This window comes from Olsenella profusa (assembly GCF_016900315.1).
Classification (GTDB): Bacteria; Actinomycetota; Coriobacteriia; order Coriobacteriales; family Atopobiaceae; genus Thermophilibacter; species Thermophilibacter profusus_A.
Window position 1 is genome coordinate 1 of record NZ_JACSNQ010000003.1, and the last position, 25,292, is coordinate 25,292.

Below are 25,292 nucleotides of genomic sequence, written 5' to 3' on the forward strand. Positions count from 1 at the left end.
CCTCGTAGGGGGTGACGTCAGCGTCCGAGTAGGGGACGACGTCGTCGACGGGAGGCTCTGGCGCGGGGGTGGGCGCCGCAGGCTGCGGCGCGTCCCAGGGCATCGGGTAGGCGGGGACGGGCTGAGGCGCCGGAGCCGGGACTGGTTCGGGAGCCGGGACGGGCTGCGGGGCTGGCGCGGCCTGCGGGGCCGGCTGCTGGGTCGGTGCGGGTGCGGGCTGAGGCGCAGGTGCCGGCTGTGGCGCCGCAGCCGGGCGCGGCGCGGGCGCCGCGGCGGCGCGGTCGGCGTTGGAGATGGCCTGGCTCGCAAGGCTGGACTCCACGTAGAGCACCTGGCGTGGGCCAAAGGTCATCGCCACGACCGGGTCCACGCTCGCCCGCACGTCCGCGCGCTCGAGCATGCGCGCCGCAAAGTGCGACCCCTTGGGCAGGGAGACGGTGACCTTCTCGCCATCGTCGGAGACCGCGGTCGACGAGAGGAGCAGCGAGCCCTTGGCGGGCACCTGCGCCACGAGCTGGTCGACCACGCGCTTCCAGGCGCGCTGGAGGTCGCCGCCGCTGAGACCGGCGCCAGGGGCGGCGGGAGCAGCCGGGGCAGGCACGAGCTTCTGCGGCGCGACGACCGGCCGCTCAACCGGCCTAGGGGCCGGGGCGGACACGGGGATAGGCTTGGGCGCCGCCGGCGCAACCTCGGAGACCGGGGCGACGGGCGCCGGGGCAGGTTCCGGGGCTACAGCAGCGGGCGCTGGGACAGGCTCGGGCACCGGTGCAGGTGCCGGAGCCGGTTCCGCAGCAGGCGCCGGCTCTGACTGGGCCGCAGCGGGCGCCTGCCCGAGGTCGAGGTTCTTCTCGCCAGAGGACGGGAGCGGGCTCGCCGTGGCACCGGGTGTGGAGAGAATCGCCACCTGGCGCTCGAGGTCGGCCACGCGCTCGGCGAGCGACTCGAGGGTGAGGTCGCTTGCGGGGCGGGCCACGCGCGTGAGGGCGATCTCCAGAACGAGGCGCTGGTTGGTGGCCGTGCGCATCTCGCTCGAGGCGTCACCGAGGACGGTCAGCACGCGGGCAAGTCGGTCGGTTGAGCCAAAGGCGGCCGCCTCGGCGCGCAGGGCGTCGAGCTCGTCGCCACGGGCGGCCACCACGTCCTCGGCGCTTGGGGCGACCGAGACCACGTAGACGTCGCGCACGTGCGCCGCGAGCTCGCGGGTGAACTGCAGCAGGTCGCGGCCGGCATCCGCGAGGCGCGCCACCTCGGAGAAGAGGGTCGGCACGTCGCGGTGGGCCATCGCGCGGGAGACCGTGCCCAGCACGGAGCCGGAGACCTCGCCAAGGAAGTCCGTGGCGCTGGCCAGGTCGATGCTGCCGCCGCCAAAGACGGAGAGCTGTTCCAGCGAGGTCAGCGCGTCGCGCATGCCGCCGCGCGCGTGGCGCACCACGAGCTCGAGCGCGGCCTCGTCGTAGGTGAAGCCCTCCTGCGCGCAGACGTAGGCCAGGTGGGCCTGCATCTCGTCGTTGCCGATGGCGTGGAAGTCGAAGCGCTGCACGCGGCTGAGGATCGTGGGCAGGATCTTCTGCGGGTCGGTGGTGCACATGATGAAGACTACGTGCTCGGGCGGCTCCTCGAGCGTCTTGAGCAGCGCGTTGAACGCCGCCGTGGTGAGCATGTGGACCTCGTCGATGATGTAGACCTTGCAGCGGCCCAGCGTGGGCGCGTAGTTCACGCGCGAGATGATCTCCTCGCGCACGTTGTCCACGCCGGTGCGCGAGGCCGCGTCGAGCTCGATGACGTCCGGGTGCTCGCCGGCCGCGATGAGCCGGCACTGCTCGCAGGTGCCGTCCGGCAGCGCGGCGGGGCCGCGCTCGCACATGAGCGCCTTGGCCAGGATGCGCGCCATCGTGGTCTTGCCCGTGCCGCGCGGGCCGCAGAAGAGATACGCGTGGCTCGTACGGTTTTCCAGCACGGCGCGCTTGAGGGTCTCGACCACGTGGCTCTGGCCGACGACCTGCTCAAACGTCTGCGGGCGGTACTTGGTGTAGAGCGATTCCATGCGGCCTCCGGGCAACTAGGCTTACGGGCTATCAGTATACCCGCGCGGGCGGAGGCCGGGCGGCGGGCACGGGCCCTTCTCGCCGAGGCGGGCCACCCCCCCTCTCCTGGGGTACGTACACCCCCTCGTATGGTACGTGAGCCACCCTCTTAGGGTACGTACACTATTGCTTGTTTGATGCTCTTCTCGCCAGCTGTCCTACCTGCGAAAACGTCAGACGATCCGGCGAGAAGGACATCGGGAAGTGTACGTACCCTAGATTGGGATGTACGTACCCTAACGGACGGGCAGCGCGCGTGCCCCCGGAGACGGGCGCCGGCGAGAAGGACGGGCGGGTGCGGGCCGGCCTCGATGCCCAAAACGCCCTCGCCCCTTTTCGGGCCTGCCCCTGAGACTAGCGGTGCGGGCGAAGCCAGGCGAGGAGCTCGTCGGCGGCGTCCGCGGGCAGGTCACGCAGGCTGAGGCCGTCGGTCGCGCTCGCCGCGGTGCGCGCCGACACGGTGGCCAGGTGAGCCCGACGCTGGAAGGGGCTCGCGGACGCCTGGAGGTGCTGGATGCACCCGCGTGGCACAATGACGCCCTCCCGCGTGAGCCCACCGGAAACAAGCACCAGGTAGCGAGCGGTGTTTCCGTAGCGGGCCGCCCGGTAGGAGCGCAGCGCGTCCACCACAAGCGCCACGAGCAGCCCCGCCAGGAGCAGCGCGCCCAGAACCGACAGCGGCCGCGCCAGCCACGCGGCCCGCTCCGCCAGGCCCCCAGTGCAGGACGACCTCGCGCTCGGCGAGCTCCCAGGTACGGGCGCGCCAGACGGCGAGGCTCAGGGTCAGGCACGCAACGAAGATGATTGCGGCCGCGGCCAGCACCTGGAAAATGGCGGCAGCGTCCCCGGACAGAATGCGGCCCATCCGGGCCAGGACGAGCAGCGTGACCAGGCCGGAGGCCAGCTTGACGGCCTCCACCAGCACGGAGAGCGGGTTGGCGCGGTGGACGCCCCGAAGGGCCTCCGGGGTCACGTCCGCCGCGTCCTCGAAGAGCGAGCGCTCGGGCACGGCTAGGCGCTCGAGCTCGCGGCCGCAGGGCGTGGCGTCGGGGACCGAGGGTGCGGCCGAGGGGTGCACCGGGGCGGCGGGACGGGACTCCGCCTCAGGGGGAGCCGGGGGCCGCGGGTCCTTCTCGTCGGCGCTCACACGTCCTCCTTGGCAAGGCGCGCGAGCTCGGCCACGCGGTCGCGCAGGGCCTCGGCATCTGCCTCCGCAAGGCCCGGAATCTCGAAGCTCTCGCCCGCCGTTGCGATGGTCACGCTGGCCAGGCCGTTCGCACGCAGGATGGGGCCCTGCTTGGTCTGCACGTGCTGGACGCGCACCAGCGGCACGAGCACGCGCTTCTTAACAAAGATGCCGTGGTAGAGGTCCACGTCGGTGGGCGTGACGTCAAAGCGCCACGTCGCGTACTCAACGCGGGGACTCACGAGCAGGTCGATAAGGCAGACGGCCTCCACGACGCCAGCCGCGAGGTAGACCCAGAGGACGTCGCCGCCCGCGTGGCGCACCGCGAGCCACGCCACGACGGCGATCGCCGCCACGACCACCATGCCGATGGCGTCGGACACGTACCAGACGCGCAGCATCCTGGGATCCAGGCGGCGTGTGGGAAGCGGGGTCATCGCGGTCCTCTCGTCGGGGGCTGCAGGCGCGGCCGGGCGCGGTCACCTCGCGCCATTGTCGCACAGAGCACCCCCCCCCCCGAGTCAAGCTTGCCGTGGGCGGCGGGGCCGAACGGGGAGCAGCGGCGGGCGGGCGGCGGCTTCGGGGGCAGGCGCGGCGGCAACGGGTGGCGGTGCTTACAAAAGCGCAGGCGTTGAGCCTTCGGCCCGTTTGGCTGCTTACAAAATGCGGGGTGTTGCGGCCCGACCCACTACATCGCTTAGAAAGTTGCGGTTGGTGCGGGCCCAGGGCTCTGACGTGCTTACAAAACCGCGGTTGATGCGGCGCGGAGGCCGCCTTTGGCCGCAACAACCGGCATATCGTAAGCATGCAGGCGTTGAGACAGTGCGACAGCTTCGTTTTCGTAAGCGTCGGGCGACCGGGCAGTACAACGACCTCGGTTTCGTAAGCGCACGGCAGCTGGAGCGGCGCAACAGCTTCGCTTTCGTAAGTGTGCGGACGTCGGGACGCCGCAACAGGCACGATTTTGCAAGCGAACCGTCCTTCTCGCCGCGCCGCAGCAGGCGAGAAGAACCCGCGACAGGGCCCCGCACACCATTGCGGCACAACAAAAGCGCGCTCGGTGGGAACGGGTGCCCGCCAGAGGCCCCTTATGGCTGCTGCCTCCCGGCCCTGACCAGGTTCGAGGTGTTGCGTCACCCGAACCCACCGAACGCGCTCGCAGAACACTCTACCAAAGTCGCCCCCGCGCCGCCAGCGCCGCGCTACCCTAGTCCCAACCGTCGGCCCGACCAAGGAGGCGCCATGCTCAACCGCTTCTGCAAGACCCCGCTCTGGGAGTGCAACGAGGAGCTCGTGCGCGTGGCGCAGGGCGAGAAGAACGCGGACCTGGTAATCCGTCATGCCAACCTGGTCAGCGTGACCACCCACGAGATCCTGCCCGACGCCGACATAGCCGTGGCGTGCGGTCGCGTGGCCTACCTCGGCCTCGACGGGCACACCGCCGAGCACTGCATCGGGCCAGACACGCAGGTCATAGACGCCGCCGGGCTCTACGCCGCGCCGGGCCTCATGGACAGCCACGTCCACGTGGAGAGCGCGATGGTCGGCGTGGCCGAGTACGCACGTGCCGTGGTCCCGCACGGCACCACGGCCATCTTCTGCGACCCGCACGAGTGCGCCAACGTTCGCGGCCTCGCCGGGGTGCGCGAGATGTACGCCGACGCCAGCCGGGTGCCGCTCAAGGCGATGGTCACCACGCCCTCGTGCGTTCCGGCCGTCACGGGCGTGGAGGACACCGGCGCCTCCATCGACGCCGCGCAGGTGGCCGAGAGCATGGACTGGGACGACGTGGTCGGGCTCGGCGAGATGATGAACTTCCCCGGCATCCTCTCCTGCGAGAGGAACGCCCTCGACGAGGTGCGCGCCACCCTGGCCGCGGACCACGTAGTGACCGGCCACTTCCCCTCGGCGGACCGCGACCGCGGCCTCAACGCCTACGTGGCGGCGGGCGTCTCGTCCTGCCACGAGTCGGGCAGCTTCGACGAGGTGCTCGCCAAGCTGCGGCTGGGGATGTACGTGCAGCTGCGCTACGGCTCGGCGTGGCTCAACCTGCCCGGGTACCTGCCGCAGCTCGTGGCCTCCGGCGTGGACACGCGCCTCTGCCTGCTCTGCACGGACGACTGCCACCCCGAGACGCTCGTCGGCGAGGGCCACATGGACCGCGTCCTGCGCGCGGCGGTGGAGCTGGGGCTCGACCCCGTCACCGCCCTCCAGATGGCGACCATCAACTGCGCGGAGTACTTCGGGCTCGCGCACGACCTGGGCTCCGTCACGCCGGGCAAGTGCGCCGACATCGTTCTTCTCGACGACCTCGAGAGCTTCCGGGCGCGCAAGGTGTTCGTGGACGGGGAGCTCGTGGCCGAGGACGGCCGGGCGCTCTTCGAGGCGCCGGCGCGCACCTGGCCGGACTGGATGACGCACACGATGAACCTGGGGCTCACGCCCACGGCCGAGACGTTCCGCTTTGACGCCGACGGCCGCGCGGACGGCACCGCCTGCGTGCGCGCGATGGGCATCGAGCCCGGGGACACCCTCACGCACGACATCGTGGTCGAGGTGCCCGTGCGGGACGGCGCGCTCCTGGCCGATCCGGCCCACGACGTGCTCAAGGTCTGCGTCTTCGACCGCCACCACGGAGCCGCCGGCACGCACTCCCAGGGGTTCGTCACCGGCTTCGGCATCCACGGGGCGCTCGCGCAGACCGTCTCGCACGACGCACACAACCTGCTGGTCATGGGCGACAACGACGAGGACATGGCGCTGGCGGCCCGCACGCTCGCGGAGTGCGGCGGCGGCGAGGTGGCCGTGGCCGACGGTCGCGTGCTGGCGCTGGTGGAGCTGCCCGTGTGCGGTCTCATGAGCACAGAGCCCGTTGAGGTGGTGGCCGAGAAGGTCGCGGCGGCGAGAAGCGCCTGGGGGCAGATGGGCTGCACGATGCCCTCGCCGTTCATGACGATGGGCGTGATGTCGCTCGCGTGCGTGCCGGAGCTGCGGCTCACCAACCGCGGCTACGTGAACTGCCTCACCTTTGAGATGGAGCCGCTCGTCGTGGAGTGAGCGGCGGCGGGCATCCGGCTCGGCCGCGCGGCCGGCTCCGCGCATCCGGCCCCGCGCCCGGCCCCGCGCCCGGCCCCGCGCCCGGCTCCGCACCGTTTCAGGACGTTCTGGCTGGAAAAATCGTCCACAAACAGTGTGCCCCCTCAGCCCCGCACCGTTTCAGGACGTTCCAAGCGAGAAGAACGTCCACAAACGGTGCGCAACACGTCTCTGCCGGCCGCGCACCGCAGGGCGCTTACGGATTGGCGGTAATTGCAGGTCCGCGGCGCGCGGACGCTTACGGAACGGGGACCGGTGCAGCCTAGAACACGGCCCCGCTTTGGAAACGCGGACCGTTGCGGCTTGGCCGGACGGACCTGCTTTAAAAATCGAGCCTGTTGCGCCCTCGAAGCCAGAAACGAGCCACAAGACAACGTTCTTCTCGCCAGATTGGACGGAGCAGGGCGCACTACCCCGCAGTCTCAAAGCAGCAACCCACCCCGAAGGCGCAACGGCTGTCAATCCGTAAGCAGCCACAAAGCGCACCACCGCCCGCAACATAGACGAGGGCCCGTCGACGCCGTGGCGTCCGGGCCCCCACTTTGGCAGCTGCCAAGCACTTAAGCTCTACAGTGCGAGCGCCCGCGACCAAATCTCGTCGTGCGCTCGCCCCCTGCGCATAGGTATCATTCCCCATCGAAGCCGCCGCAGCCGGCACGCTCCGGCGAACGGCGTTTTTCACCGTCGAAGCACATCTCGAAGACAAGTCCTCCACAGGGCGCTAGGATTTGTCAGAGCCAATCGAAGGAGGCCCCATGGCAAAGAAGACCGCAGCGCGCCGCAAGGCGGCAAACAAGGCGGCCAAGGCAAAGACCGACGCATCGGCCAAGTTCAGTGACGAGAAGTACCAGGACGTGCGCTTCTCCGCGACCTTTGACTACGACGAGATGTGCTTCGTGCGCGCCGCCGAGCAGCTTGGCCCCCGCGCCAAGACGGCGATGACCGCGGCGAACTTCGGGTCGCTGATCCTGCTGGTGCTGGTGGCGCTGTTTGCGGGCGACCAGACGGTCCTGCTCATCATCCTGTTCTTCGTGGCGGTGGCGCTCATCTACGGCGCCCGCAACTGGCAGGGCCTCCAGCAGCGCTACGCCCGCGGCACCATGCTCGCCCCCGACCCCGAGGCCGCGCGCACGCACGTGGCCGTCTGCGAGGACGCCATCCACGTTGAGAACGCGAAGGGCCCCGTGCTCGACTGCAGCTACTCCGACCTGCGCTTTGTTCACAGCACTGCCGAGTCGCTCGTGGCGGTGTTCACCGGGCGCCGCTACGTGTTCGTGCCGCGCAGCGCCCTCAGCGAGAGCCGCTTCCACGAGCTCGTGAAGTTCCTGCGCGGGAAGCTCCGCTAGCGGCGGCGCAGCAGGAGGGGTGGGGCCAGCCTGCGTGCCCCGCAGCACGGGCGGGACGGCGAGACGAGCTCGAAACGTCGCCGACTTCACGCACACGCTATACTGTGCGTCGTTCTTCTCCCCCGACCCAAGGAGCCACCATGGCACTCATCAGCGTCGACTACTTCTCCTCCTCCCTCATGCGCACCACCACGCTCGAGGTCATCCTCCCCTTTGACGACCAGGGCGCGGCCTACGCCACCGACTCGGCCCTGCGCCACACCGACGGCTCGCTCGAGGGCGAGCTCAAGGCCTGGGAGGGCCAGCCCTACCCGCCGCGCAAGGCACCCTTCAAGACGCTCTTTCTGCTGCATGGCATCTCGGGCAACCACGCGGACTGGATCTCCGAGACCCGCATCCGCAACTGGGCGGAGACCCACGGGATCGCCGTGGTCATGCCGTCCGGCTACAACGCCTTCTACCTGGACCAGCCCGAGGTGCACAACTACTTCGGCCGCTTCGTGGGCCAGGAGCTCGTGGAGGTGGCGCGCCGGATGTTCCCGCTGTCCGACCGCCGCGAGGACACCTTCATCGGCGGCATCTCGATGGGCGGCTACGGCGCGCTGCGCAACGGCCTCAAGTACTGCGAGACGTTCGGCGCCATCGTGTCGCTCTCCTCGGCCATGATCATCGACAGCTTCGATCAGCTCATCTCCTCGGACGGCCTGTTCTTCCTCTCCCGCCCGTTCCTCGAGCACACCTTCGGCAACCTGAACGAGGTGCGCGGCTCCGACAAGGACCCGGCGCGCCTGGCGGCGGACCTCGTCTACTGCGACCGCCCGCGCCCGCGTATCTTCATGACCTGTGGCAACCAGGACCCGCTTGCCGAGCCCAACCGGGTTTTGGCCCAACGCATGCGCGACACGGGGCTCGACGTCACGTATCATGAGATGAGCGGCGGCCACGACTGGGACTTCTGGAACGCCGCGCTCCCGCAGGCGCTCGACTGGCTCCTGTAGCCCCCGGCGCCGCGGCGGATCGGCAAACGGGCCGCAGCTCGGCCTAGGGGAAGGGATGCGAGAATGGCACTGCTTCGCGTTGACTTCTACTCCCACTACCTCCAGCGCAACGTCGTGCTCACGGCAGTCCTGCCCGTGGACAAGATGGACGGCGACAAGCTCGCGAAGAAGCGCCGGGGGCCCTACCGCACGGTCTACCTGCTCCATGGGCTCTTCGGACAGGACGTGGACTGGATCGACCGCACCCACGTGGTGGAGACGGCGGAGGCGCGCGACATCGCCCTCATCATGCCCTCGGGCGAGGACGGGCTCTACCTCAACAAGCCCGAGATCAACGAGTGGCATGGCAAGTTCATCAGCGAGGAGCTCGTGGACTTCACGCGCCGCCTGTTCCCGCTGTCGGCCAAGCGCGAGGACACGGCGCTTGCGGGCATCTCCATCGGCGCCTACACCGCCCTCATCAACGGCCTGCTGCGGCCGGACCGCTTCGGCAGCATCATCATCCTCTCCGGCGCCTTCATGCGCGACCGCGTGCTCGACGCGGTCCAGTCGCACTCGCCGCGCAAGCGCAAGTACTATGAGCGCTTCTTCGGGGACATCGACACGGTGATTGGCTCCGACAAGGACTACGTGACCCTCATCAACAAGTTCCGCGAGAACCCTGACCTGCCCAAGCCCAAGTTCTACTCCGCGTGCGGACTGCACGACAACCTGTGCCAGAACAACCGCGACCTCGTGAAGCTCCTGCGCGACGCGGACTTCGACGTCACCTACTGGGAGCCGGACATCGGCGCGCACGAGTGGCCGTTCTGGAACGCCTGGATCGACTGCGCGCTCGACTGGTACGCGCCGGGCCCAATGCAGCCGTCCTCCGCGGACGTGGACTACACGGCCCTCACCCAGCTGCGGCCGCCCAAGAACAACCAGTAGACCCGCCTAGCGAACGGCCGCGACCTCGGCGGCGGTGGGGATGGCCTGCTGCGCGCCCAGACGGCTCACCGTGACGGCCGACGCGGCGGCACCCCACCGCATGGCCTCCTCGAGCGAGAGCCCGCGCACGTAGCCCGCGGCAAGCGCCCCGATGAAGGTGTCGCCCGCTCCCGTGGTGTCGACGACCTGCGTCCTGACGGCGGGCACGCTCACGGCGTCGCCCCCGCACGCAAGCCCGAAGGACCCCTCCGAGCCCAACGTGATGACCACGGCCCCGACGCCAAGCCCCCGGAGCCTCCGCGCGGCCGAAAGGCGGGTCTCGCCGTCTGCGGGCAGCACGCCGCACATGATCTCGCACTCGGTCTCGTTCAGGCAGACGAGGTCCACGGAGGACCAGGCGTCGTCGGGCACCGGGCGCGCGGGCGCCGGGTTGTAGATGGTGTAGAGGCCAAGCTCGTGGGCCGCACGGAGCGCCGCGAGCGTGGCGTCCGGGTCGCACTCGCCCTGCGTGAGGAAGACGTCGCCTCTCTGGCCAATGCGTCGCAGGTCAGAGATTACGTCCTCCGCGCCGAGCGCGTGGTTAGCGCCCGCGGAGAGAACGATGCGGTTGTCCCCCGCCACGCGCACGATCACCGCCACGCCCGTCGGCACCTCGGAAAGCCGCCGCACGTCGGCGCAGTCCACGCCTGACGCCTCCATGCCGGCCACGAGCTCGTCGCCAAACGAGTCCGCCCCCACAGCCGCGACCATCCGCACGTCCGCCCCCAGCCGCGCGGCGGCCACGGCCTGGTTGGCGCCCTTGCCGCCGGCGTTGGTGATGAAGCCGGACCCGTTGATCGTCTCACCGGCCGCCGGCATGCGCGGAGCCTCCACGGATAGGTCCATGTTGACGCTTCCAAAGACGATGACCCTCGGCATGGCTCCTCCTCGCGTAGCTGCGGAAATCCCTGAACAGACTATACAGCGCCCGAGTTTTTCTACTCTTTTACACTCTTTTCTACTCTTTTACACTCTTTTCTACTGTTTGGCACTCTCTGCTCCCGCCCGTGGCGGCCACCCCGTGGCGAGAAGGGCCTCAGGCAGAAAGCCATCCCCGCGTCATGCACGGAGGCGGCCAACGATCCCCAGGTTCTTCTCGCCGTTTAGTCGGCTCTGCCGGAGAAGGCCTTCATGAGCAGCGTCACCACGCCGCAGAGCATGGCGCCCACGGGCCAGGCCACCCAGAACCACATGGCCGAGGTGCCGGCAGGGTCGAACTCCGACGGGTCCGGAGCGGAGAGCGCCGGGGCAAACAGCAGCACCAGGCCCACGATGGTCGCCAGGATCATGATGACCCCGCAGACGGCGCTGACCTGCTGGCTCGAGCGCCTCTGGGTGAGCAGGGCGTCCCTGACCTCGTCGGACACCCGGGCGCCCAGGATGTCCTCGACCTCGAGGTCCTCTGCCGTGCTGCGGTTGTACTCGGCCACGTTGGTGCGGCCGAGCAGCATGCCGCAGTGCACGATGGGCCACGCGCCCGCGGCGATGAACGGCAGGAGCAGGCAGAGGCCCTCGCGCTCCGTGGCGCGACTCTCGCCGAGCACCATGAGGCAGACCACGCCCACGAAGATGAGGGCGATGCCCGCCACGGTGCCGCGGGACATGCTCCGGCGCGCGGCGGCGCGGTCCTCCTCGGTGTAGAAGTCCTTGACGAAGGGGTGCGCCCGCACGAAGGCGGAGTGCTCCGCCTCCCATTTGGTCACCGACTGCCGGGAGACGCCCAGCAGCATGGCAAGCTGCTCCTGGGTCATGTTGCGCGTGGCGCGCAGGTGCTGGAGGTTGTCGCGAAAGCTCATGGCGGGCCTTTCGTCGTGGCGTGTCCGTCTGCCGGCAGCGCTCACGATACGGTACCAGACGGTCGCCCGCCACCAACCCTGGGCTGCATTTTGGCCCTGCGCGCGGCAACCGGCAGGCGCCCAGCGGTTGCGAGCCGCAGGTGAGAGGCCCTGTCCTCCGCGCGTCCGCCACATGGCGAGAAGAACGTGCGGCCTCGCGCGTCCCCGCGCGTCGCTCGCACCCGCGTGCGCCCTACCCGGCAAGCCTCCTCAGCTGACGCGCGAGCTCGTCGCGGCGACGGCGCGCCCGCGGGGTCATCGGGGCCAGGCGCCCCTCGCCAAGGAGCTGGGCCGCGGCCACGGCGTCGCCGTGCAGGAGGTGGTACTCGGCCAGGTGGAGCTCCCAGCTGACGCACTCACGGTGGGACGCCGCCTTTGCAAGATGGGCCTCGATCAGCGCGAGGTCCTTCTCGCCCCATGAGTCTCGGGGCCTGAAGATGAGCTCAAGCGACTCCACCTGGTCGCGCGCGATGGCCCGGGCCGCGGGAAGGCCGCGCGAGCAGAGCTCGCGCAGCGCCGCCAGCTCCGCGTCCCGCGTGGCCGTGTCACCAAGCTCGTTGGCGTTGACGGCGCGCCCCTGGTGCAGAGACACGGCCTGCGGGTTCCACGCGGAGATCCGAAGGCCCGCCATGCGCGCAAGGGCGTCCGCGGGGCGGCACTCCTCGAAGTCCGCGACCGCCAGGTAGAGCTTACAGGTGCGTAGGGACCGTTTGCGGCGCAGGTGGGTCCGCAGGAGATTGATGACGGAGCGCCACTTCTGAACGTCGCAGTCCGTGTCGAGGATCGCGACAAGGCGCACGAACCGCCGGTTGATCTTGGTCTGCAGCACCAGGGCTAGCGCAACGATCGCCGCCAGCCCGACGGCATAGAGCAGCACGGAGCCCAGGACGAAGCTCACGATGGCGGCAAGGCCAATCAGCGCGGAGAGCGCCAGGTACAGGGCGCGGATGCGCCGATACCAGCCCCAGTAGCGCCGGAAGACCTCGTCCGCGCTCATGTCGTAGTACTCGGAGCGTCGCGGCCGCAGCCCAGCGTTGGGCTCGACGTGCGCGCCATCGCCAGGACGTGCGGTCATGAAAGCCTCCCCTCGTCTGAGGCCGGCACATGATACGAAGGGACTGTCCCTTCGTATTACAGACGCTCGCGCCCGGGGCGAGGCCCGGACGCGAGCGCTGCGGTTAACGGCTCCTGTCTTCCGCGCTACTTGCGGTGCGCGCGGTAGTAGGCGATGAGCGCCTGCGTGGACGCGTCCTGCTCGGCGAGCGCGGCGTCGTCGTGGAAGGCGGGCGTGATCTGCTTGGCGAGCTGCTTGCCCAGCTCGACGCCCCACTGGTCGTAGCTGTCCAGGCCCCAGACCGTACCCTCGACAAACGTGATGTGCTCGTAGAGCGCAATGAGCTCGCCCAGGGCGTGCGGCGTCAGCGCCTCGCCGAAGATCGAGGTGGTCGGGCGGTTGCCCTCAAAGACGCGCGCGGGGACCATCCACTCGGCCGTGCCCTCGGCGCGCACCTCGTCGGCCGTCTTGCCAAACGCCAACGCCTTGGTCTGGGCGAGGAAGTTGCCCAGGAAGAGCTCGTGGACGTCCTGGTCGCCGTCCTTGGTGGGGTTGGGCGTGTTCACAAAGGCGATGAAGTCCGCCGGGATGGGCTGGGTGCCCTGGTGAATCAGCTGGTAGAACGCATGCTGGCCGTTGGTGCCCGGCTCGCCCCAGAAGATCTCGCCGGTGTCGGAGGTCACCGGGGTGCCGTCCCAGCGCACGCTCTTGCCGTTGGACTCCATCGTGAGCTGCTGCAGGTAGGCCGGGAAGCGGTGCAGGTACTGGTTGTACGGCAGGACGGCGTGGCTCTTCATACCCCAGAAGTTCACGTACCAGACGTTGATGAGGCCCATGAGCGCCACGACGTTCTGCTCGAGCGGGGTCTTGCAGAAGTAGACGTCCAGGTCGTGGAAGCCGGCGAGGAACTCCTCGAAGCGCTCCGGCCCCAGCACGATGATCAGCGAGAGGCCCACCGCGGAGTCGACGGAGTAGCGGCCGCCGACCCAGCTCCAGAAGCCGAAGGCGTTCTCGGGGTCGATGCCGAAGTCCTCGACCAGGTCGAGCGCCGTGGAGACGGCCACGAAGTGCGCGCGGATGGCGGCGGCGTCCTGCTCGGCCGAGCCGTCAATGGCACCGGCGTCGCGCAGGCCCTTGAGCAGCCACGCCTTGGCCTCGCGCGCGTTGGTCAGCGTCTCCAGCGTGGTGAACGTCTTGGAGACGATGATCACCAGCGTGGTCTCCGGGTCCAGCCCCTTGACCTTCTCGGCCATGTCGCTGGGGTCGATGTTGGAGACGTAGGTGCAGTCGATACCCGCGTCGGCCAGGGGCTTGAGGGCCTCGTAGACCATGACGGGGCCGAGGTCGGAGCCGCCGATGCCGATGCTCAGGACGTGCTCGATGCGCTTGCCCGAGACGCCGCGCCACTCGCCGGTGCGCACGCGGTTGGCAAAGTCGTACATGCGCTCGAGGACCTCGTGCACGTCGGCCACGCAGTCCTGGCCGTCCACGATCAGCGTACCGGACTCGCTCTCCGGGCGGCGCAGCGCGGTGTGCAGCACGGCACGGTCCTCAGTGGTGTTGATGTGCTCGCCAGCAAACATCGCGTCGCGGCGCTCCTCCAGGCCGACCTCGCGCGCGAGCTTGCAGAGCAGCTCGAGCGTCTTCTGGTCAACGAGGTTCTTGGAGAGGTCGAAGTGCAGGTCAGACGTCTCGAAGGTGAGGCTAGGAACGCGGTCGGGATCTGAGGCGAAGGCCTCCTTGAGCGTAAAGCCCCCGTTCACGAACTCGTCGTGATGGGCCTTGAGCTCGGCCCAGACGGGCGTGGCAGTGGCATCGACAGGGGCTGAAATGGTGGGCATGGCTGCTCCTTCCCCGAGCTGCAACAGACACCCTAAGCATAGCGCGCCCGAGGCCCCCTGAGGGGCGAGAAGAACCAGACGGCAGCGCCGCAGGCCGAATGCCCGGCCCCCGGCCGGCCGGGTGCGCCGGCGGCCCGGGCGGCTTCCCTCGCGCCCCGAGGACGCTAGTACGGCTCGCCCAGCGGCGGGATCAGCTTGAGCCGCGCCCACATGACCTGCTTCTCGTGCGCGTCGGCGAGCGCTGCCTCGAAGCCTCCCAGGTTGAGCACGCGCATGCCGAACACGTGGGCCACCACACCAGGGGCGAGCATGGCCTCCTCGAGCGACTCCAGCACCGAGAGCTCGTCCGCGTAGGCCTCGCGCGCCACGTCGGCGGCGGCCTCGTCGCAGAGCACGAGCGTGGCGGGGTCGAGCGCGCAGACCGCCTCACGGAAGAGGGCTGCGTCCAGCGGCGCGCCGCCCGCATCCACCGTCAGCAGCCACTCCCAGTCCTCCGGCGCGTAGCCCAGACGCTCCAGGGACGCCCTGAGCGCCGTCCCGTCCGCGCCGGAGAGCGGGGCGTCACCGTTCTTCTCGCCGTCGGAGAGCTCGCCCTTGCAGAGGAGCACCGCCGAAAACGCGTTGCCGCCCGCCCGGACGCCACGCGCCGCCAGCGCGTCCGTCTCCGCCGCGGCCTTGTCCAGGTACGCGCGCCGCCGCGCGTCTCTCTCAGATGCCATGCGACCCCCTTCCGAACCACCGCGCGCCGTCGACGGCGCCGCTGATTCAGACCAGTGTAAATCGGGCATAAGACCCATCAAGTAGAGAAACCGACCAGGGAGGTTCCCATGGCCCAAGCAATCACCACCGCCGAGTTCCCGTCCGTCATCTCCGGCGCGGACAAGCCCGTCCTCGTTGACTTCTGGGCGTCCTGGTGCGGCCCGTGCCGCGCGCTCGGCCCCGTCGTCGACCAGGTGGCCACCGAGATGGCCGACCGCCTCACGGTCTACAAGTGCAACGTGGACGAGGAGCCCGAGCTCGCCACGCAGTTCCGCATCGTCTCCATCCCCACGCTGATCCTGTTCAAGGACGGCAAGCCGGCGCACACGATGGTCGGCAACATGCCCAAGCCCGCGCTCGTCTCCGAGCTCGAGTCCAACCTCTAGGATGGCCGCCGGCAGCTCCGGCAGATGGCACGACCTCGCCCAGGGCGCCCGGGACGTCACCCGCGGCGCCCTGGCGCTTGCTCGCGCCAACCTGCGCACCATCGTGCTGCTGGTGGCGGCGCTCGTGTTCGTGGTGCTGCTCGAGGAGGTCGCCGCGGGGCAGATCATGCGCCTCGACACGACCGCCTACCAGCTCTTTGTTGAGCGCCTGCGCTCGGATGCGCTCACCCCGGTGATGGAGGCGTTCACCTCGCTTGCCTCGGTGGTGGTACTTGCCGTCCTGGCGGCGGTCATCGCCGCGCTGGCGCCGGGCAAGGCGCCGGGGTGGTGCGTGGCCATCAACCTCGTCTGCGTGGTGGTGCTCAACACCGTGCTCAAGGAGCTCGTGCAGCGCCCGCGCCCAGACGGGTTCCGCCTCATCTCCGAGACCGGCTACAGCTTCCCGTCCGGTCACTCGATGGTGTCCATGGCGTTCTTCGGCCTGCTCATCTGGATGGTCTGGCGCTTCCACCGGCGCGACGTCATGCGCGTGGTGTGGTGCGTGGTGTTTGGCCTCGTCATCGTCATGGTCGGCGTGAGCCGCATCTACCTGGGCGTCCACTACGCATCGGACGTGATCGCCGGCTTCTGCGTGTCGCTGGTGTGGCTCGTGTTCTACACCAGGGTCGTGGCGCCGCTCCTCGTCCGCGTCGACCAGCCGCACGCACCCGACGCGTGAGGGGTCGGCTGGTAGTCTGCCGGGCCGGCACCCGTTAGACTGGCTCCCGGTCCGGGCCTGTTAGGCTGGCGCCCGTTCCGGGCCTGTTAGGCTGGCGCCCGTTCCGGGCCTGTTAGAAATCTAGGGAAGTTTTGCCCGTAGCGCACTAACGTGCCGCAATTCCTAACCAAGAGAGGTCGTTTCGCACTAAGATGCCGGGATCTCTAACGGCAAGAAGGCGGCGGGGAGATGATGGCGGTGAATCTTGCGCGGTGGCCCCCGCATGCCAGTTGCGAGTCGCTTCGCGCACCCGTTGCATGCCGTCCCACGCACCCTCCACATCACCCCTCAAGCGGGGCCGTTAGAAATCTAGGGAAGTTTTGCCCGTAGCGCACTAACGTGCGGCGATTCCTAACCAAATGGCACCATCTCGCACTAAGATGCCGGGATTCCTAACGGCGACAGGGTGGTGGCAGTGGTAAGTAGCGGTGGTGGGCGGCGGAGGTGGCAGGATGGCGGAGGCGGCAGCGCGCAACGAGAGATGCGACAGCAGGGCGCAGCAAGAGCGTCGCCGAGAGGCCGGCCGGCGAGAAGAACGTCAGTCCCGCCAGAAACCCCGGCGAGAAGGACGTTCTTCTCGCCGGTTCTTCTCGCCGGTTCTTCTCGCCGGCTCTTCTCGCCCTCCCTAGGAGCTCAGCGTGATGATCGTCGCGGAGACGACGCGGCCCTCCTCGCAGATGATCCGCCCCATGGACGGCCGGGAGCGACGGGGGTAGGTGGGGCTGCCCGGGTTCATCACGAGGGTGCCCGTCCACTCGTCGCGCTCCACGAAGGGCGTGTGGGTGTGCCCGCAGACGGCGATGTCGCTCATCTGGAGGTTGAGGCGCCTACGATAGTGGGTGACCTGCCACTTGAGGCCGCTGCCGTAGAAGATCTTGCGGTCCTTGACGGCCGGGCCGTAGTCATAGGACCAGTCGTTGTTGCCCAGGCACATCTGCACCCGCGCGATCCCGCAGAGGGTGCGGTAGTCGGCCGGGGAGCAGATGTCGCCCGCGTGGACGATCACGTCGGCGCCCTGAAGCTGCTCCAGGAGCTCCGGCGAGAGATAGCCGTGCGTGTCCGAGATGATGTCGTAACGCGTAGTTGCCACGTCGCCCCCTAAAGACCGAGCGCGCGCTTGAGCGCGACGACGCGGCGACGGGAGACGGAGATCTTCTTGCCCTCGATGCCGTTGACGCCGAGCTGCAGGATGCCCGAGGAGATGACCTCCACGTCCTCCACGTACTCGAGGTTGACGATGTAGCCGCGGTGCACGCGGAAGAACCCGTGCGGGGCGAGCTTCTGCTCCAGCTTGGCGAGGGAGATCGTGGAGAGGTAGCGGTCGTCGGCCGTGTAGATGCAGGAGTAGTCGTCCTTGGCCTCGATGTAGCGAATCTGGTCGATGGGCACCAGGACCTTGCGGCCGCTCTTGACCACGGGGATGCGCTCCACGGAGGAGTGGCTCTGGGGCTGGGGCTTCATGCGGGACTGCACCTTGTCGAGGGCCTGGTTGAGGCGCTCGGGCTCCACCGGCTTCATCAGGTAGTCGATGGCGTCCACCTCGAAGGCCTCCAGCGCGTACTCGCTGTAGGCTGTCACAAAGACGACCGCGGGCGGGTTCTTGAGGCGGTGCAGGGCCTCGGCGAGCTGCATGCCGGAGGTCTTGGGCATCTGGATGTCGAGAAACATGACGTCGGCCTTGCCCTCCATGAGCTTCTCCACCGCCTCGCGGGCGCTGGACGCCTCGATGATGGAGTCCACGCGGCCCGTCTCCTCAAGCAGGTACCTGAGCTCGGAGCGAGCTGGCGCCTCGTCGTCTACGATCATCGCACGCATTTCTTAACCCCTTCACGTTCCTCTCCGGAGCCCGTGGCCCCGGCGTACTACTCGTCCTTCGCCCGCGCCTCCGCAAGCCGCCTGCAGGCGTCGGCCAGGCGCAGCGTGACGCAGGTGCCCTCGCCCGGCTTGGAGACGATCTCCACCCCGGAGCCCACGCCGAAGAAGCGCTCGATGCGCTCCGCGACGTTGCGGAGGGCCATGCCCGTGCCCGAGCCTCGGGCGGCCTTGGGCCTGCCGGCCTCGGTGGCGTCGGCCAGAAGCCGATCGGCCACCTCCTTGTCCATGCCCAGCCCGTCGTCGGCGACAGCAATAAGGATATCATCACCGTCGGTCGCAACCTGAACGTCAACGTGAAGCGGCCCCTCGTCGCGCATCGCGTGGCGGACGGCGTTCTCCACGATGGGCTGTATCAGGAAGGACGGCACCGGCAGCTCCCCGCAGCCCTCCTCCACGTGCTCGCTCTCCACGATGCGGTCCTCGCCGAAGCGCGCCTTCTCGATCTTGAGGTAACGGCGCGTCTGGTCCAGCTCCTGCGAGAGGGGGATGAGCGTCTTCTCGGAGCTCTCCAGCGTCCGGCGGTAGAAGAGCGAGAACTCGCGCAGCAGGTCGCGCGCCTTGGTCGGGTTGGTGCGGGTGAACGCCGCGATGGTGTTGAGCGTGTTGAACAGGAAGTGGGGGTTGATCTGGGCCTGCAGCGCCTTGACCTCGGCGCGGGCGGTGAGCTCGGCCTGGCGGTCCAGCTCGTAGGAGGAGAGCTGCGTGGAGATGAGCGAGCCCAGCCCCTCGGCAATGGAGAGCTGCGTACGGTCTATGTCCAGGTCACGCCGGTAGTAGAGCTTGATCGTGCCCACCGCGCGGTCCTGCACCAGCAGCGGCACGATGATGCCGAAGGCGTGCCCCGCCCGGCGGCTCCCTATCGAGAAGGGCCTGAAGTCCTGGCTCTCGTCGTCCACCGAGACGAAGGTCTCCATGCGCTTGCTCTCGAGCACCTCCTGGGTGGGGCGGGCGTTCCGGGAGCCCGGCAGGACGGACGTGTGGATGGTGCCCTCGTAGGCGAGGACGGTGTCCTCGTCGGTGATCGCGATGCCCTCGGCGTTGGTCTCCGGCAGCAGCAGGGCGCAGATGGCGCGGGCGTTCTCCGCCGTGAGACCGCCGTGGAGGTGCTGCAGCGTGTTGGTGGCCACGCGGAGGGTGCGCTCGGTCGCCTCGGCGCGCGTGTCCTCGGGCGCCAGGTTGACCGCGCCCCCTGCCACGATGACGGCTGCCATGCCGCAGCCCACGAGCATGGCCACCAGGGCCAGCCCGTCGCTCACGCTCCAGACCAGGGCTATCATCAGGGCGACGGCAACGAGGACCAGCATGACGTCGACGGCGCCGGTCGTCAGGCGGCGCACGCCGGGGCGGGTCACCGCTCGCCTCCCAGGGGCGGCAGCTCGCCGGTGTCCCCGAGGAGGTCAGCGTCATCGGGCTGGGACTCCGACTCGGCGACCGCCTCGCTCGGGGCGGTGTCGTCGATGTCTATGTCGGCAAGCGCCAGGTCAAGCCCCTCGGCCACGCCAAGCGGTCGCTGTGGGGCCGTGCTTGACGGCGAGACGTGCGCCACCTCGCCGGTGCGCAGGATGGCACCCTGAATGAGGCGGTCCTCCCAGAGCCCGGAGGCTATGGTGGGCCACACCATGGCGAACGAGAGGTAGCGCGAGCTCGCCGACATGGCAAAGCGGTCCGCCTCAAAGCGGCCGCGCGTCAGGATCCCCAGGTAGGACAGGCGATAGGGACCAGTGACAAGACGCCTCAGCGCCGTCTGGAAGACCCTGCGACGCACCTGGGCGGAAAGCCAGGGGGCCGGGTAGGGCATGAGCGACTCGGGCGTGATGGTGTGCAGGTCTCGCCGCGCGTTCATGGCGTCGAGCTTGCGGTACTCGTAGAGCCAGCGGTAGACGTCCTGCATGAAGGTGGCCGGCTCCGGCGCCGTCTCCTCGGGCGGCTGCGCCCGGACGAACCACTCGTTGTCAAACCAGGCGTCCAGCCCGAAGGCACGCAGGTTGAGAACGTAGTCGAGGTCCTCGCCGCGCGTGATGTAGGGGTCGAAGGGCACCTTGGTGAAGGCGGCCGCGTGCAGCGCGCAGCAGCCGCCGCAGAGGTGGTTGGAGCGCGTGATGCGCGAGAGGCTCGTCTGGGCGCGCTCCATCACGCGGTTGAACTCCGCGGCCTTGGACCAGTACCTCTCGCTCCAGAGCTCGGTCGGGCTGGCATAGGGGCTGTCCGCCTCGTCGATGAAGAAGCCGCTCTTGACGAGCACCTGAAGGTTCTGGCGCGTGAGCGAGCCGAGGCCCCACACGGCGTTGATGAGGAAGTTCTCGTCCAGGGCCACCTCGTCGTCGTCGAGAAACACCACCACGTCGTGGCCGAGCACGGCCGCCACGGCCAGCCCCATGTTCCGGATGGCGCCGTAGCCGCGCAGGGAGACGGTCTCCCCCGCCACGTGGTGCGCCATCCTCGCCACGGCCCGCTCCACGTGGGCCGCCTCCTGCTGGCCTATGACCAGCGGGTTCAGGCCTGCGTGCGCGCGGCAGATGCTGTTGACGCGAGCACGGGCGGCCTCGGCGCAGCTCCGCGGTGCCACCACCAGGACGATGACCCGCAGGACGCCGCGCACCTGCTCGAGGGAGGCCAGGCAGGTCTCCAGCTCGGGCAGGGGCTTGTCGATGCGCGTGGTGTAGTCGTAGACGCCTCGCTCACCCAGCGAGCCGGGCTTCTCGCCCTGACCCCAGTACGACGGGATGACGACGACGGGATTCAACGCTCCCCCTTACTCCCGGGAGCCCGTCCCCTGGGCCGCGCCGTCGGCGTCGGCCCCGAGCATGCGGGGAAGCGACGTGCGACGGAGCGCCCGGGAGAGCGGCAGCCCGAGGACGTACATCACCACGGCCTCGCCGGCGCCGGTGGTCAGCAGGCCAAAGAGGTACATGGCCGGGTAGGCGCCGTCCAGGGCGATGTTGGTGAACGGGATGGTGTAGAAGCCGATGCCCTGCAGCATGAGCGGCAGGTACGCCGGGACGATGAGCGCGTTGGCAACCACCGGGCCGAGCAGCGCGAGCGCGGGGCGACGGCGGTTCTTCCAGGTGAACCAGGCGCCGAGGGCCGTGGCCAGCGTACCGAAGGCCACGTCCAGCATGCCGAGCATGCCGGTGCCGGAGAGCACGATGTTGGCGACGTTTGCGATGGCGCAGCCCAGGGCGAGGCCGGGGATGGCCTCGGGCGTGAACAGCGCGAGGACGCAGAGCGCCTCGGAGACGCGGAACTGGACGGGACCCCACGCGAGACTGCCCAAAAACAGCAGCGCGATGAGCGTGAGCGCGGCGTAGGCGGCCGCGATCACCGCAACGTGCGCGATGCGCTGCGTGCGGGCCTCGGAAGAGGACAGGGAGATGTCAGGGGCGTGGTGCTGTGTAGTCATGGTGCTTCCTTCTCTCGGAGGGCTTTGCTGAATGCCCGCACGTACGGCGGGCATGCCGGCCCACGACCATCGGGATCCCGGTGGAAAGCACTCCAAAAGAAGCATCCCCGTGGGCGCGACGGCTTAGATACTAGCAGAGTTGTGAGACTTCCCGCAGGTGGGTGGGGCCCCGTGGCGCCGTGCTAGTATGGCTGCGTTGGGAACCGACCGAAGGAGCCCCCATGAAGGCCCGCGCAACCCTTGCATGCCTGGCGGCGGACGCCGCACGCTGGAGCACCGTCCACCTCCTGCATCGCGGCGGCGGGAACGCCCCCGGCGCCGTGGCGCTGCGCCTGGACCCCGGCGTCATCTCCGAGCTGGGCCGGGGGCTCGCGGGCTCGGTCATGGTCACGGGCACCAACGGCAAGACCACCACCACGGGGCTTCTCGCCAACGCGCTCGGCGCGGAGGGGGCGCGCGTGGTGTGCAACCGGGCGGGCAACAACATGGAGTCCGGCATCGCCGCGGCGCTGGTGGAGGCCCGCGGCCAGCGTCCCGAGCTGGGCTGCTTTGAGTGCGACGAGCTCTACACCGTGCGCGTGACGCCGCGCCTGCGGCCGCGCGCGCTCGTGCTGCTCAACCTGTTCCGCGACCAGCTGGACCGCTACGGCGAGATCGACCACACCCAGGACGTGATCGCGGAGGCGCTGCGGCGCTCGCCGGAGACGACGCTCGTCTACAACGCGGACGACCCGCTGTGCGCCTCCATCGCGGCGCGCGTGGGCAACCCCGCCCTGCCGTTCGGCATCGACGAGCCCACCGGGCTGGAGGCGGACCGCATCTCCGACAGCCGCTTCTGCGCCAAGTGCAACGCGCCGCTTGCCTACGAATACGTCCACTACGGCCAGCTGGGCAAGTACCGCTGCCCCGCGTGCGGCTGGGAGCGTCCCGAGCTGGCCTTTGCGGCCGTCAACGTGGAGCTGACCTGCGGCGGGTTTGAGTTTGACGTGGAGGACCGCCGCGGCTCGGGCAACGGCGAGCCGCCGGCGCGCCACCACGTGTGCACGCGCTACAACGGCCTCTACATGGTCTACAACGTCATGGCCGCGCTGGCCGGCTGCCTGGCCACGGGCGGGAGCGTCGAGCACTTCCAGGAGGTGCTCGACGCCTACGAGCCGGCCGGGGACCGCGGCAAGACCTTTGCGCTGGACGGCGGACTCGAGGTCGTAAGCATGCTCGCGAAGAACCCCACCGGCTTCAACCGCATGGTGCAGCAGGTTCGCACCGAGGGCGGCAGCGCGCTCGCCCTCTTCCTGAACGACAACGACGCGGACGGCCACGATGTCTCCTGGATCTGGGACATCGACCTCGAGCGCCTGCGGGACACGAGCCCGCGCGTGGTCTTTGTGAGCGGCACGCGGCGCGAGGACATGGCCGTGCGCGCGAAGTACGCCGAGCTCGGCTGCCCGGTGCGCCTCATCAGGGACGTCGAGGACGCGCTGCGCGTCATGTCCGAGGAGCCGGGCCGACCCTACGGCACGAGGCTGCACGTGGTGGCCAACTACACGGCGTTCCCGCCCGTGGTGGCCGAGCTCGAGCGGCTGGCCGGCTCGTGGAAGGCACCCGCGGACGAGAAGGACATCACGGCCACCACGGCGGGCTCCTCTCTCATACGCCACGACGAGGAGACCGACGACCAGATGTGGGCGCGCGTCTCCGGCCAGGGGAATCTGGGGCTCGACCGCCCGCTGCGCATCGTGCACCTCTACCCTGACGCCCTCAACCTCTACGGCGACGGCGGCAACATCGCCTCGCTCTCCAAGCGCTGCGCGTGGCGCGGCATTCCCTGCCGCGTTGACCAGGTCCTGATGGGCCAGGAGCTCGACCTCTCCGACGCCGACGTGGTGCTTCTGGGCGGCGGAGCGGACCGCGACCAGCTGGCCGTGTGCCGCGAGCTCCAGGGCCAGCGCACCAAGATCGCCGACTACGTGGCCGACGGCGGCGTCCTTCTCGCCATCTGCGGCGGCTACCAGCTTCTGGGCCACTACTACATGATGGGTGACGAGAAGGTCGAGGGACTGCACGTTCTGGACGTCGAGACCACGGCAGGGGCAACGCGCCTCATCGGCAACGTGGCCGTTGACTCCCCCGTCTGCGACGTGCCGGTCGTGGGCTTTGAGAACCACGCGGGCCGCACGCTCCTGGGCCCCGGCGAGAGGCCCCTGGGGCGCGCGCTCGTCCACGGCTCAGGCAACAACGGCGAGGACGGCGGCGAGGGCGTGCTGCACGACGGCGTCATCGGCACCTACCTGCACGGGCCGGTCCTACCCAAGAACCCCGGCGTCACCGACTGGCTCATCACGCGGGCGCTCCGGCGGCGCGGCGTGGACGCGGAGCTCGTGGCGCTGCGTGACGACGAGGAGAACCTCGCCCACGACGTGGCCCTGAAGATCGCGGAGCGCGAGCGCCGCTAGGCACGGGCGTCATCACGGGCTGCGCACGCAGCTGTCTCACGAGTCGCAAGTCGCGGCGCGAGGATCTTCTCGCCAACTTGTGCTAACGACTCTGGGGCTCGCGCCTCCCCTGGGAGGGAGCGCCGAGCGCCCAGGCCGAGAACGCGGAGGCAAGCGGCACGGCAAGGATGACGGCAAGGCTGCCCACGAGGCTCTGGAACACCTCGAGCGTGAGGTAGTCGGAGTTGAGCAGCTGGTGGATCTGCGTGCCGTAGGTGAGCAGCGAGAGCAGGGTCGTCACCGCAGAGCCAACAAACGCCAGGATGAGCGTGGTGCTCATGGTGCCCGTCATGTCCTGGCCCATCTCCATGCCCGCGCGGAAGAGCTCGCGCGGCGTGATCGCGGGATGGACCTGGCGCATCTCGAAGAGCGCCGTTGTGACCGACATGGTCATGTCGAGCACCGCGCCCAGAGACGAGATGAGCACGCAGGTGAACAGCACGTCGGTCACGGAGAAGCCCACGCGCTGGCGCAGGAAGATGAGGTCGTCTGCCGCGTCCATGTTGTAGCCGCTCACATGGAGCACGGCGGAGAAGATCACGTAGAACACGGCGGCGACCAGGATGCCGCAGACGGTTGCCAGGATGGAGACGCGCGTCTTTGCGCTCCATCCGTTGAGCAGCGTCATGGAGCTCACCGTGATGGCGAGCGCCACCGCTACCGTCACGGGGATGACGGGATAGCCGTGGTAGAAGGCCGGGAGCATGAAACAGGCTATCAGGAAGATGGCAAACGCCAACCCTATGAGGCTGCGCAGCCCCTTCATGCGCCCGACCCCCACCATGAACACCGCAAACACGGCGACGAGCCCCAGCAGGCCGAGGCCGCGGTTGTAGTTGTAGATGCTGTAGTAGGGCTCGAGCCCCTCCTGCGCCTCAAGCCGGACGACGACGCGCGTGCCCTGCTCGCAGCGGATGTTGTGCGTGTCGTTCATCTCGTTGTGGATGTCGACCTCCTGCCCGGCAAGCGGGCCGTCGTCGATGCGCACGCGCAGCTCCTGGGAGCCCCACAGCCTGCTTGAATCGTACGGGGTCGGTTCGAGGTCCTCGGAGACGACCTCTGTCACCGTGCCGCTGGGATAGCTGATGCCATCCGTGTCGAGCGACGCGAAGTCGATCGGGTTCGCTCGCCCCCACAGGGCGACGAGCGCGACGACCACGGCAATGGCAACGAGAACGACGACGTCCGACGATTCAAGCAGGCGCTTTCTCATG

21 protein-coding genes and 1 other RNA gene are annotated in these 25,292 nt (G+C 69.1%); 7 read left to right on the plus strand and 15 right to left on the minus strand.

All coding sequences use genetic code 11. From position 1 onward, the window contains the following. The 4 genes from dnaX to ffs form a co-directional block, all read right to left on the minus strand. Nucleotides 1–2,044 (minus strand): DNA polymerase III subunit gamma/tau (gene dnaX, locus H9X80_RS02285; protein WP_204792749.1); only part of this gene is annotated, 2,044 nt, incomplete at its 3' end. A 394-nt stretch (nucleotides 2,045–2,438) separates the two neighbouring features. Next, nucleotides 2,439–2,723, minus strand: coding sequence for a PH domain-containing protein (locus tag H9X80_RS02290; RefSeq protein WP_204792750.1), 285 nt, complete (start codon nucleotides 2,721–2,723; stop codon nucleotides 2,439–2,441). 504 nt (nucleotides 2,724–3,227) lie between these two features. Then, nucleotides 3,228–3,707, minus strand: coding sequence for a PH domain-containing protein (locus tag H9X80_RS02295; RefSeq protein WP_204792751.1), 480 nt, complete (start codon nucleotides 3,705–3,707; stop codon nucleotides 3,228–3,230). A gap of 617 nt (nucleotides 3,708–4,324) precedes the next feature. Continuing rightward, nucleotides 4,325–4,420: signal recognition particle sRNA small type (ffs, locus tag H9X80_RS02300), an RNA gene on the minus strand. A 92-nt stretch (nucleotides 4,421–4,512) separates the two neighbouring features. Between ffs and H9X80_RS02305 the strand changes: the two genes are divergently transcribed. From H9X80_RS02305 to H9X80_RS02320, 4 genes are all read left to right on the plus strand, one after another. Further along, on the plus strand, nucleotides 4,513–6,327 hold the full coding sequence (locus tag H9X80_RS02305) for an adenine deaminase (RefSeq protein WP_204792752.1): 1,815 nt from the start codon (nucleotides 4,513–4,515) through the stop codon (nucleotides 6,325–6,327). 794 nt (nucleotides 6,328–7,121) lie between these two features. Then, a complete protein-coding gene (locus tag H9X80_RS02310) occupies nucleotides 7,122–7,712 on the plus strand; it encodes a hypothetical protein (RefSeq protein ID WP_204792753.1) in 591 nt (196 codons plus the stop codon). 140 nt (nucleotides 7,713–7,852) lie between these two features. After that, the gene (locus H9X80_RS02315; RefSeq protein WP_204792754.1) at nucleotides 7,853–8,710 is read left to right on the plus strand and encodes an alpha/beta hydrolase; all 858 of its coding nucleotides are present in this window, start codon (nucleotides 7,853–7,855) and stop codon (nucleotides 8,708–8,710) included. A 63-nt stretch (nucleotides 8,711–8,773) separates the two neighbouring features. Then, nucleotides 8,774–9,640: an alpha/beta hydrolase gene (locus H9X80_RS02320; protein ID WP_204792755.1), complete on the plus strand. Its 867-nt coding sequence runs from the start codon at nucleotides 8,774–8,776 to the stop codon at nucleotides 9,638–9,640. A 6-nt stretch (nucleotides 9,641–9,646) separates the two neighbouring features. Here H9X80_RS02320 and rbsK read toward each other — a convergent pair whose 3' ends face one another. From rbsK to H9X80_RS02345, 5 genes are all read right to left on the minus strand, one after another. Further along, nucleotides 9,647–10,558, minus strand: coding sequence for a ribokinase (gene rbsK / locus H9X80_RS02325; RefSeq protein ID WP_204792756.1), 912 nt, complete (start codon nucleotides 10,556–10,558; stop codon nucleotides 9,647–9,649). Between the two features lie 224 nt (nucleotides 10,559–10,782). Then, on the minus strand, nucleotides 10,783–11,475 hold the full coding sequence (locus H9X80_RS02330) for a helix-turn-helix transcriptional regulator (RefSeq protein ID WP_204792757.1): 693 nt from the start codon (nucleotides 11,473–11,475) through the stop codon (nucleotides 10,783–10,785). A 232-nt stretch (nucleotides 11,476–11,707) separates the two neighbouring features. Next, complete coding sequence (locus H9X80_RS02335) at nucleotides 11,708–12,589, minus strand: hypothetical protein (RefSeq protein ID WP_204792758.1); 882 nt, start codon at nucleotides 12,587–12,589, stop codon at nucleotides 11,708–11,710. 125 nt (nucleotides 12,590–12,714) lie between these two features. Further along, entirely contained in the window at nucleotides 12,715–14,409 is a 1,695-nt protein-coding gene (pgi, locus tag H9X80_RS02340) for a glucose-6-phosphate isomerase (RefSeq protein ID WP_204792759.1), read from the minus strand. 164 nt (nucleotides 14,410–14,573) lie between these two features. Next, nucleotides 14,574–15,128: a hypothetical protein gene (locus H9X80_RS02345; RefSeq protein ID WP_204792760.1), complete on the minus strand. Its 555-nt coding sequence runs from the start codon at nucleotides 15,126–15,128 to the stop codon at nucleotides 14,574–14,576. Nucleotides 15,129–15,236: 108 nt separating this feature from the next. Here H9X80_RS02345 and trxA point away from each other — a divergent pair, with 108 nt between their 5' ends. Then, nucleotides 15,237–15,554, plus strand: a complete 318-nt coding sequence (gene trxA, locus H9X80_RS02350; protein ID WP_204792761.1) for a thioredoxin — start codon at nucleotides 15,237–15,239, stop codon at nucleotides 15,552–15,554. A gap of 1 nt (nucleotide 15,555) precedes the next feature. Continuing rightward, the gene (locus H9X80_RS02355) at nucleotides 15,556–16,272 is read left to right on the plus strand and encodes a phosphatase PAP2 family protein (protein WP_204792762.1); all 717 of its coding nucleotides are present in this window, start codon (nucleotides 15,556–15,558) and stop codon (nucleotides 16,270–16,272) included. 664 nt (nucleotides 16,273–16,936) lie between these two features. On the opposite strand, the gene H9X80_RS02360 is transcribed toward H9X80_RS02355, so the two are convergent. Genes H9X80_RS02360 through H9X80_RS02380 form a run of 5 tightly spaced genes read right to left on the minus strand, consistent with a single transcriptional unit; the run spans nucleotide 16,937 to nucleotide 21,586 of the window. Next, nucleotides 16,937–17,401 (minus strand): YfcE family phosphodiesterase, encoded by a 465-nt coding sequence (locus H9X80_RS02360; protein ID WP_204792763.1) that lies wholly within the window; start codon nucleotides 17,399–17,401, stop codon nucleotides 16,937–16,939. An 8-nt stretch (nucleotides 17,402–17,409) separates the two neighbouring features. Beyond that, nucleotides 17,410–18,126: a LytR/AlgR family response regulator transcription factor gene (locus H9X80_RS02365; RefSeq protein ID WP_204792764.1), complete on the minus strand. Its 717-nt coding sequence runs from the start codon at nucleotides 18,124–18,126 to the stop codon at nucleotides 17,410–17,412. A gap of 47 nt (nucleotides 18,127–18,173) precedes the next feature. After that, entirely contained in the window at nucleotides 18,174–19,538 is a 1,365-nt protein-coding gene (locus H9X80_RS02370) for a GAF domain-containing sensor histidine kinase (protein WP_342590850.1), read from the minus strand. Continuing rightward, nucleotides 19,535–20,929 carry a glycosyltransferase family 2 protein gene (locus H9X80_RS02375; protein ID WP_204792765.1) on the minus strand — a complete coding sequence of 465 codons (1,395 nt, stop codon included), beginning with the start codon at nucleotides 20,927–20,929 and terminating at the stop codon, nucleotides 19,535–19,537. Before H9X80_RS02375 ends, H9X80_RS02370 begins: the two co-directional genes overlap by 4 nt. A gap of 9 nt (nucleotides 20,930–20,938) precedes the next feature. Further along, complete coding sequence (locus H9X80_RS02380) at nucleotides 20,939–21,586, minus strand: QueT transporter family protein (protein WP_204792766.1); 648 nt, start codon at nucleotides 21,584–21,586, stop codon at nucleotides 20,939–20,941. Nucleotides 21,587–21,807: 221 nt separating this feature from the next. On the opposite strand from H9X80_RS02380, the gene H9X80_RS02385 reads away from it, so the two are divergent. After that, nucleotides 21,808–24,039, plus strand: a complete 2,232-nt coding sequence (locus tag H9X80_RS02385) for a MurT ligase domain-containing protein (protein WP_204792767.1) — start codon at nucleotides 21,808–21,810, stop codon at nucleotides 24,037–24,039. An 82-nt stretch (nucleotides 24,040–24,121) separates the two neighbouring features. Here H9X80_RS02385 and H9X80_RS02390 read toward each other — a convergent pair whose 3' ends face one another. After that, complete coding sequence (locus tag H9X80_RS02390) at nucleotides 24,122–25,291, minus strand: YibE/F family protein (protein WP_204792768.1); 1,170 nt, start codon at nucleotides 25,289–25,291, stop codon at nucleotides 24,122–24,124. Between the last annotated feature and the right edge of the window lies 1 nt (nucleotide 25,292).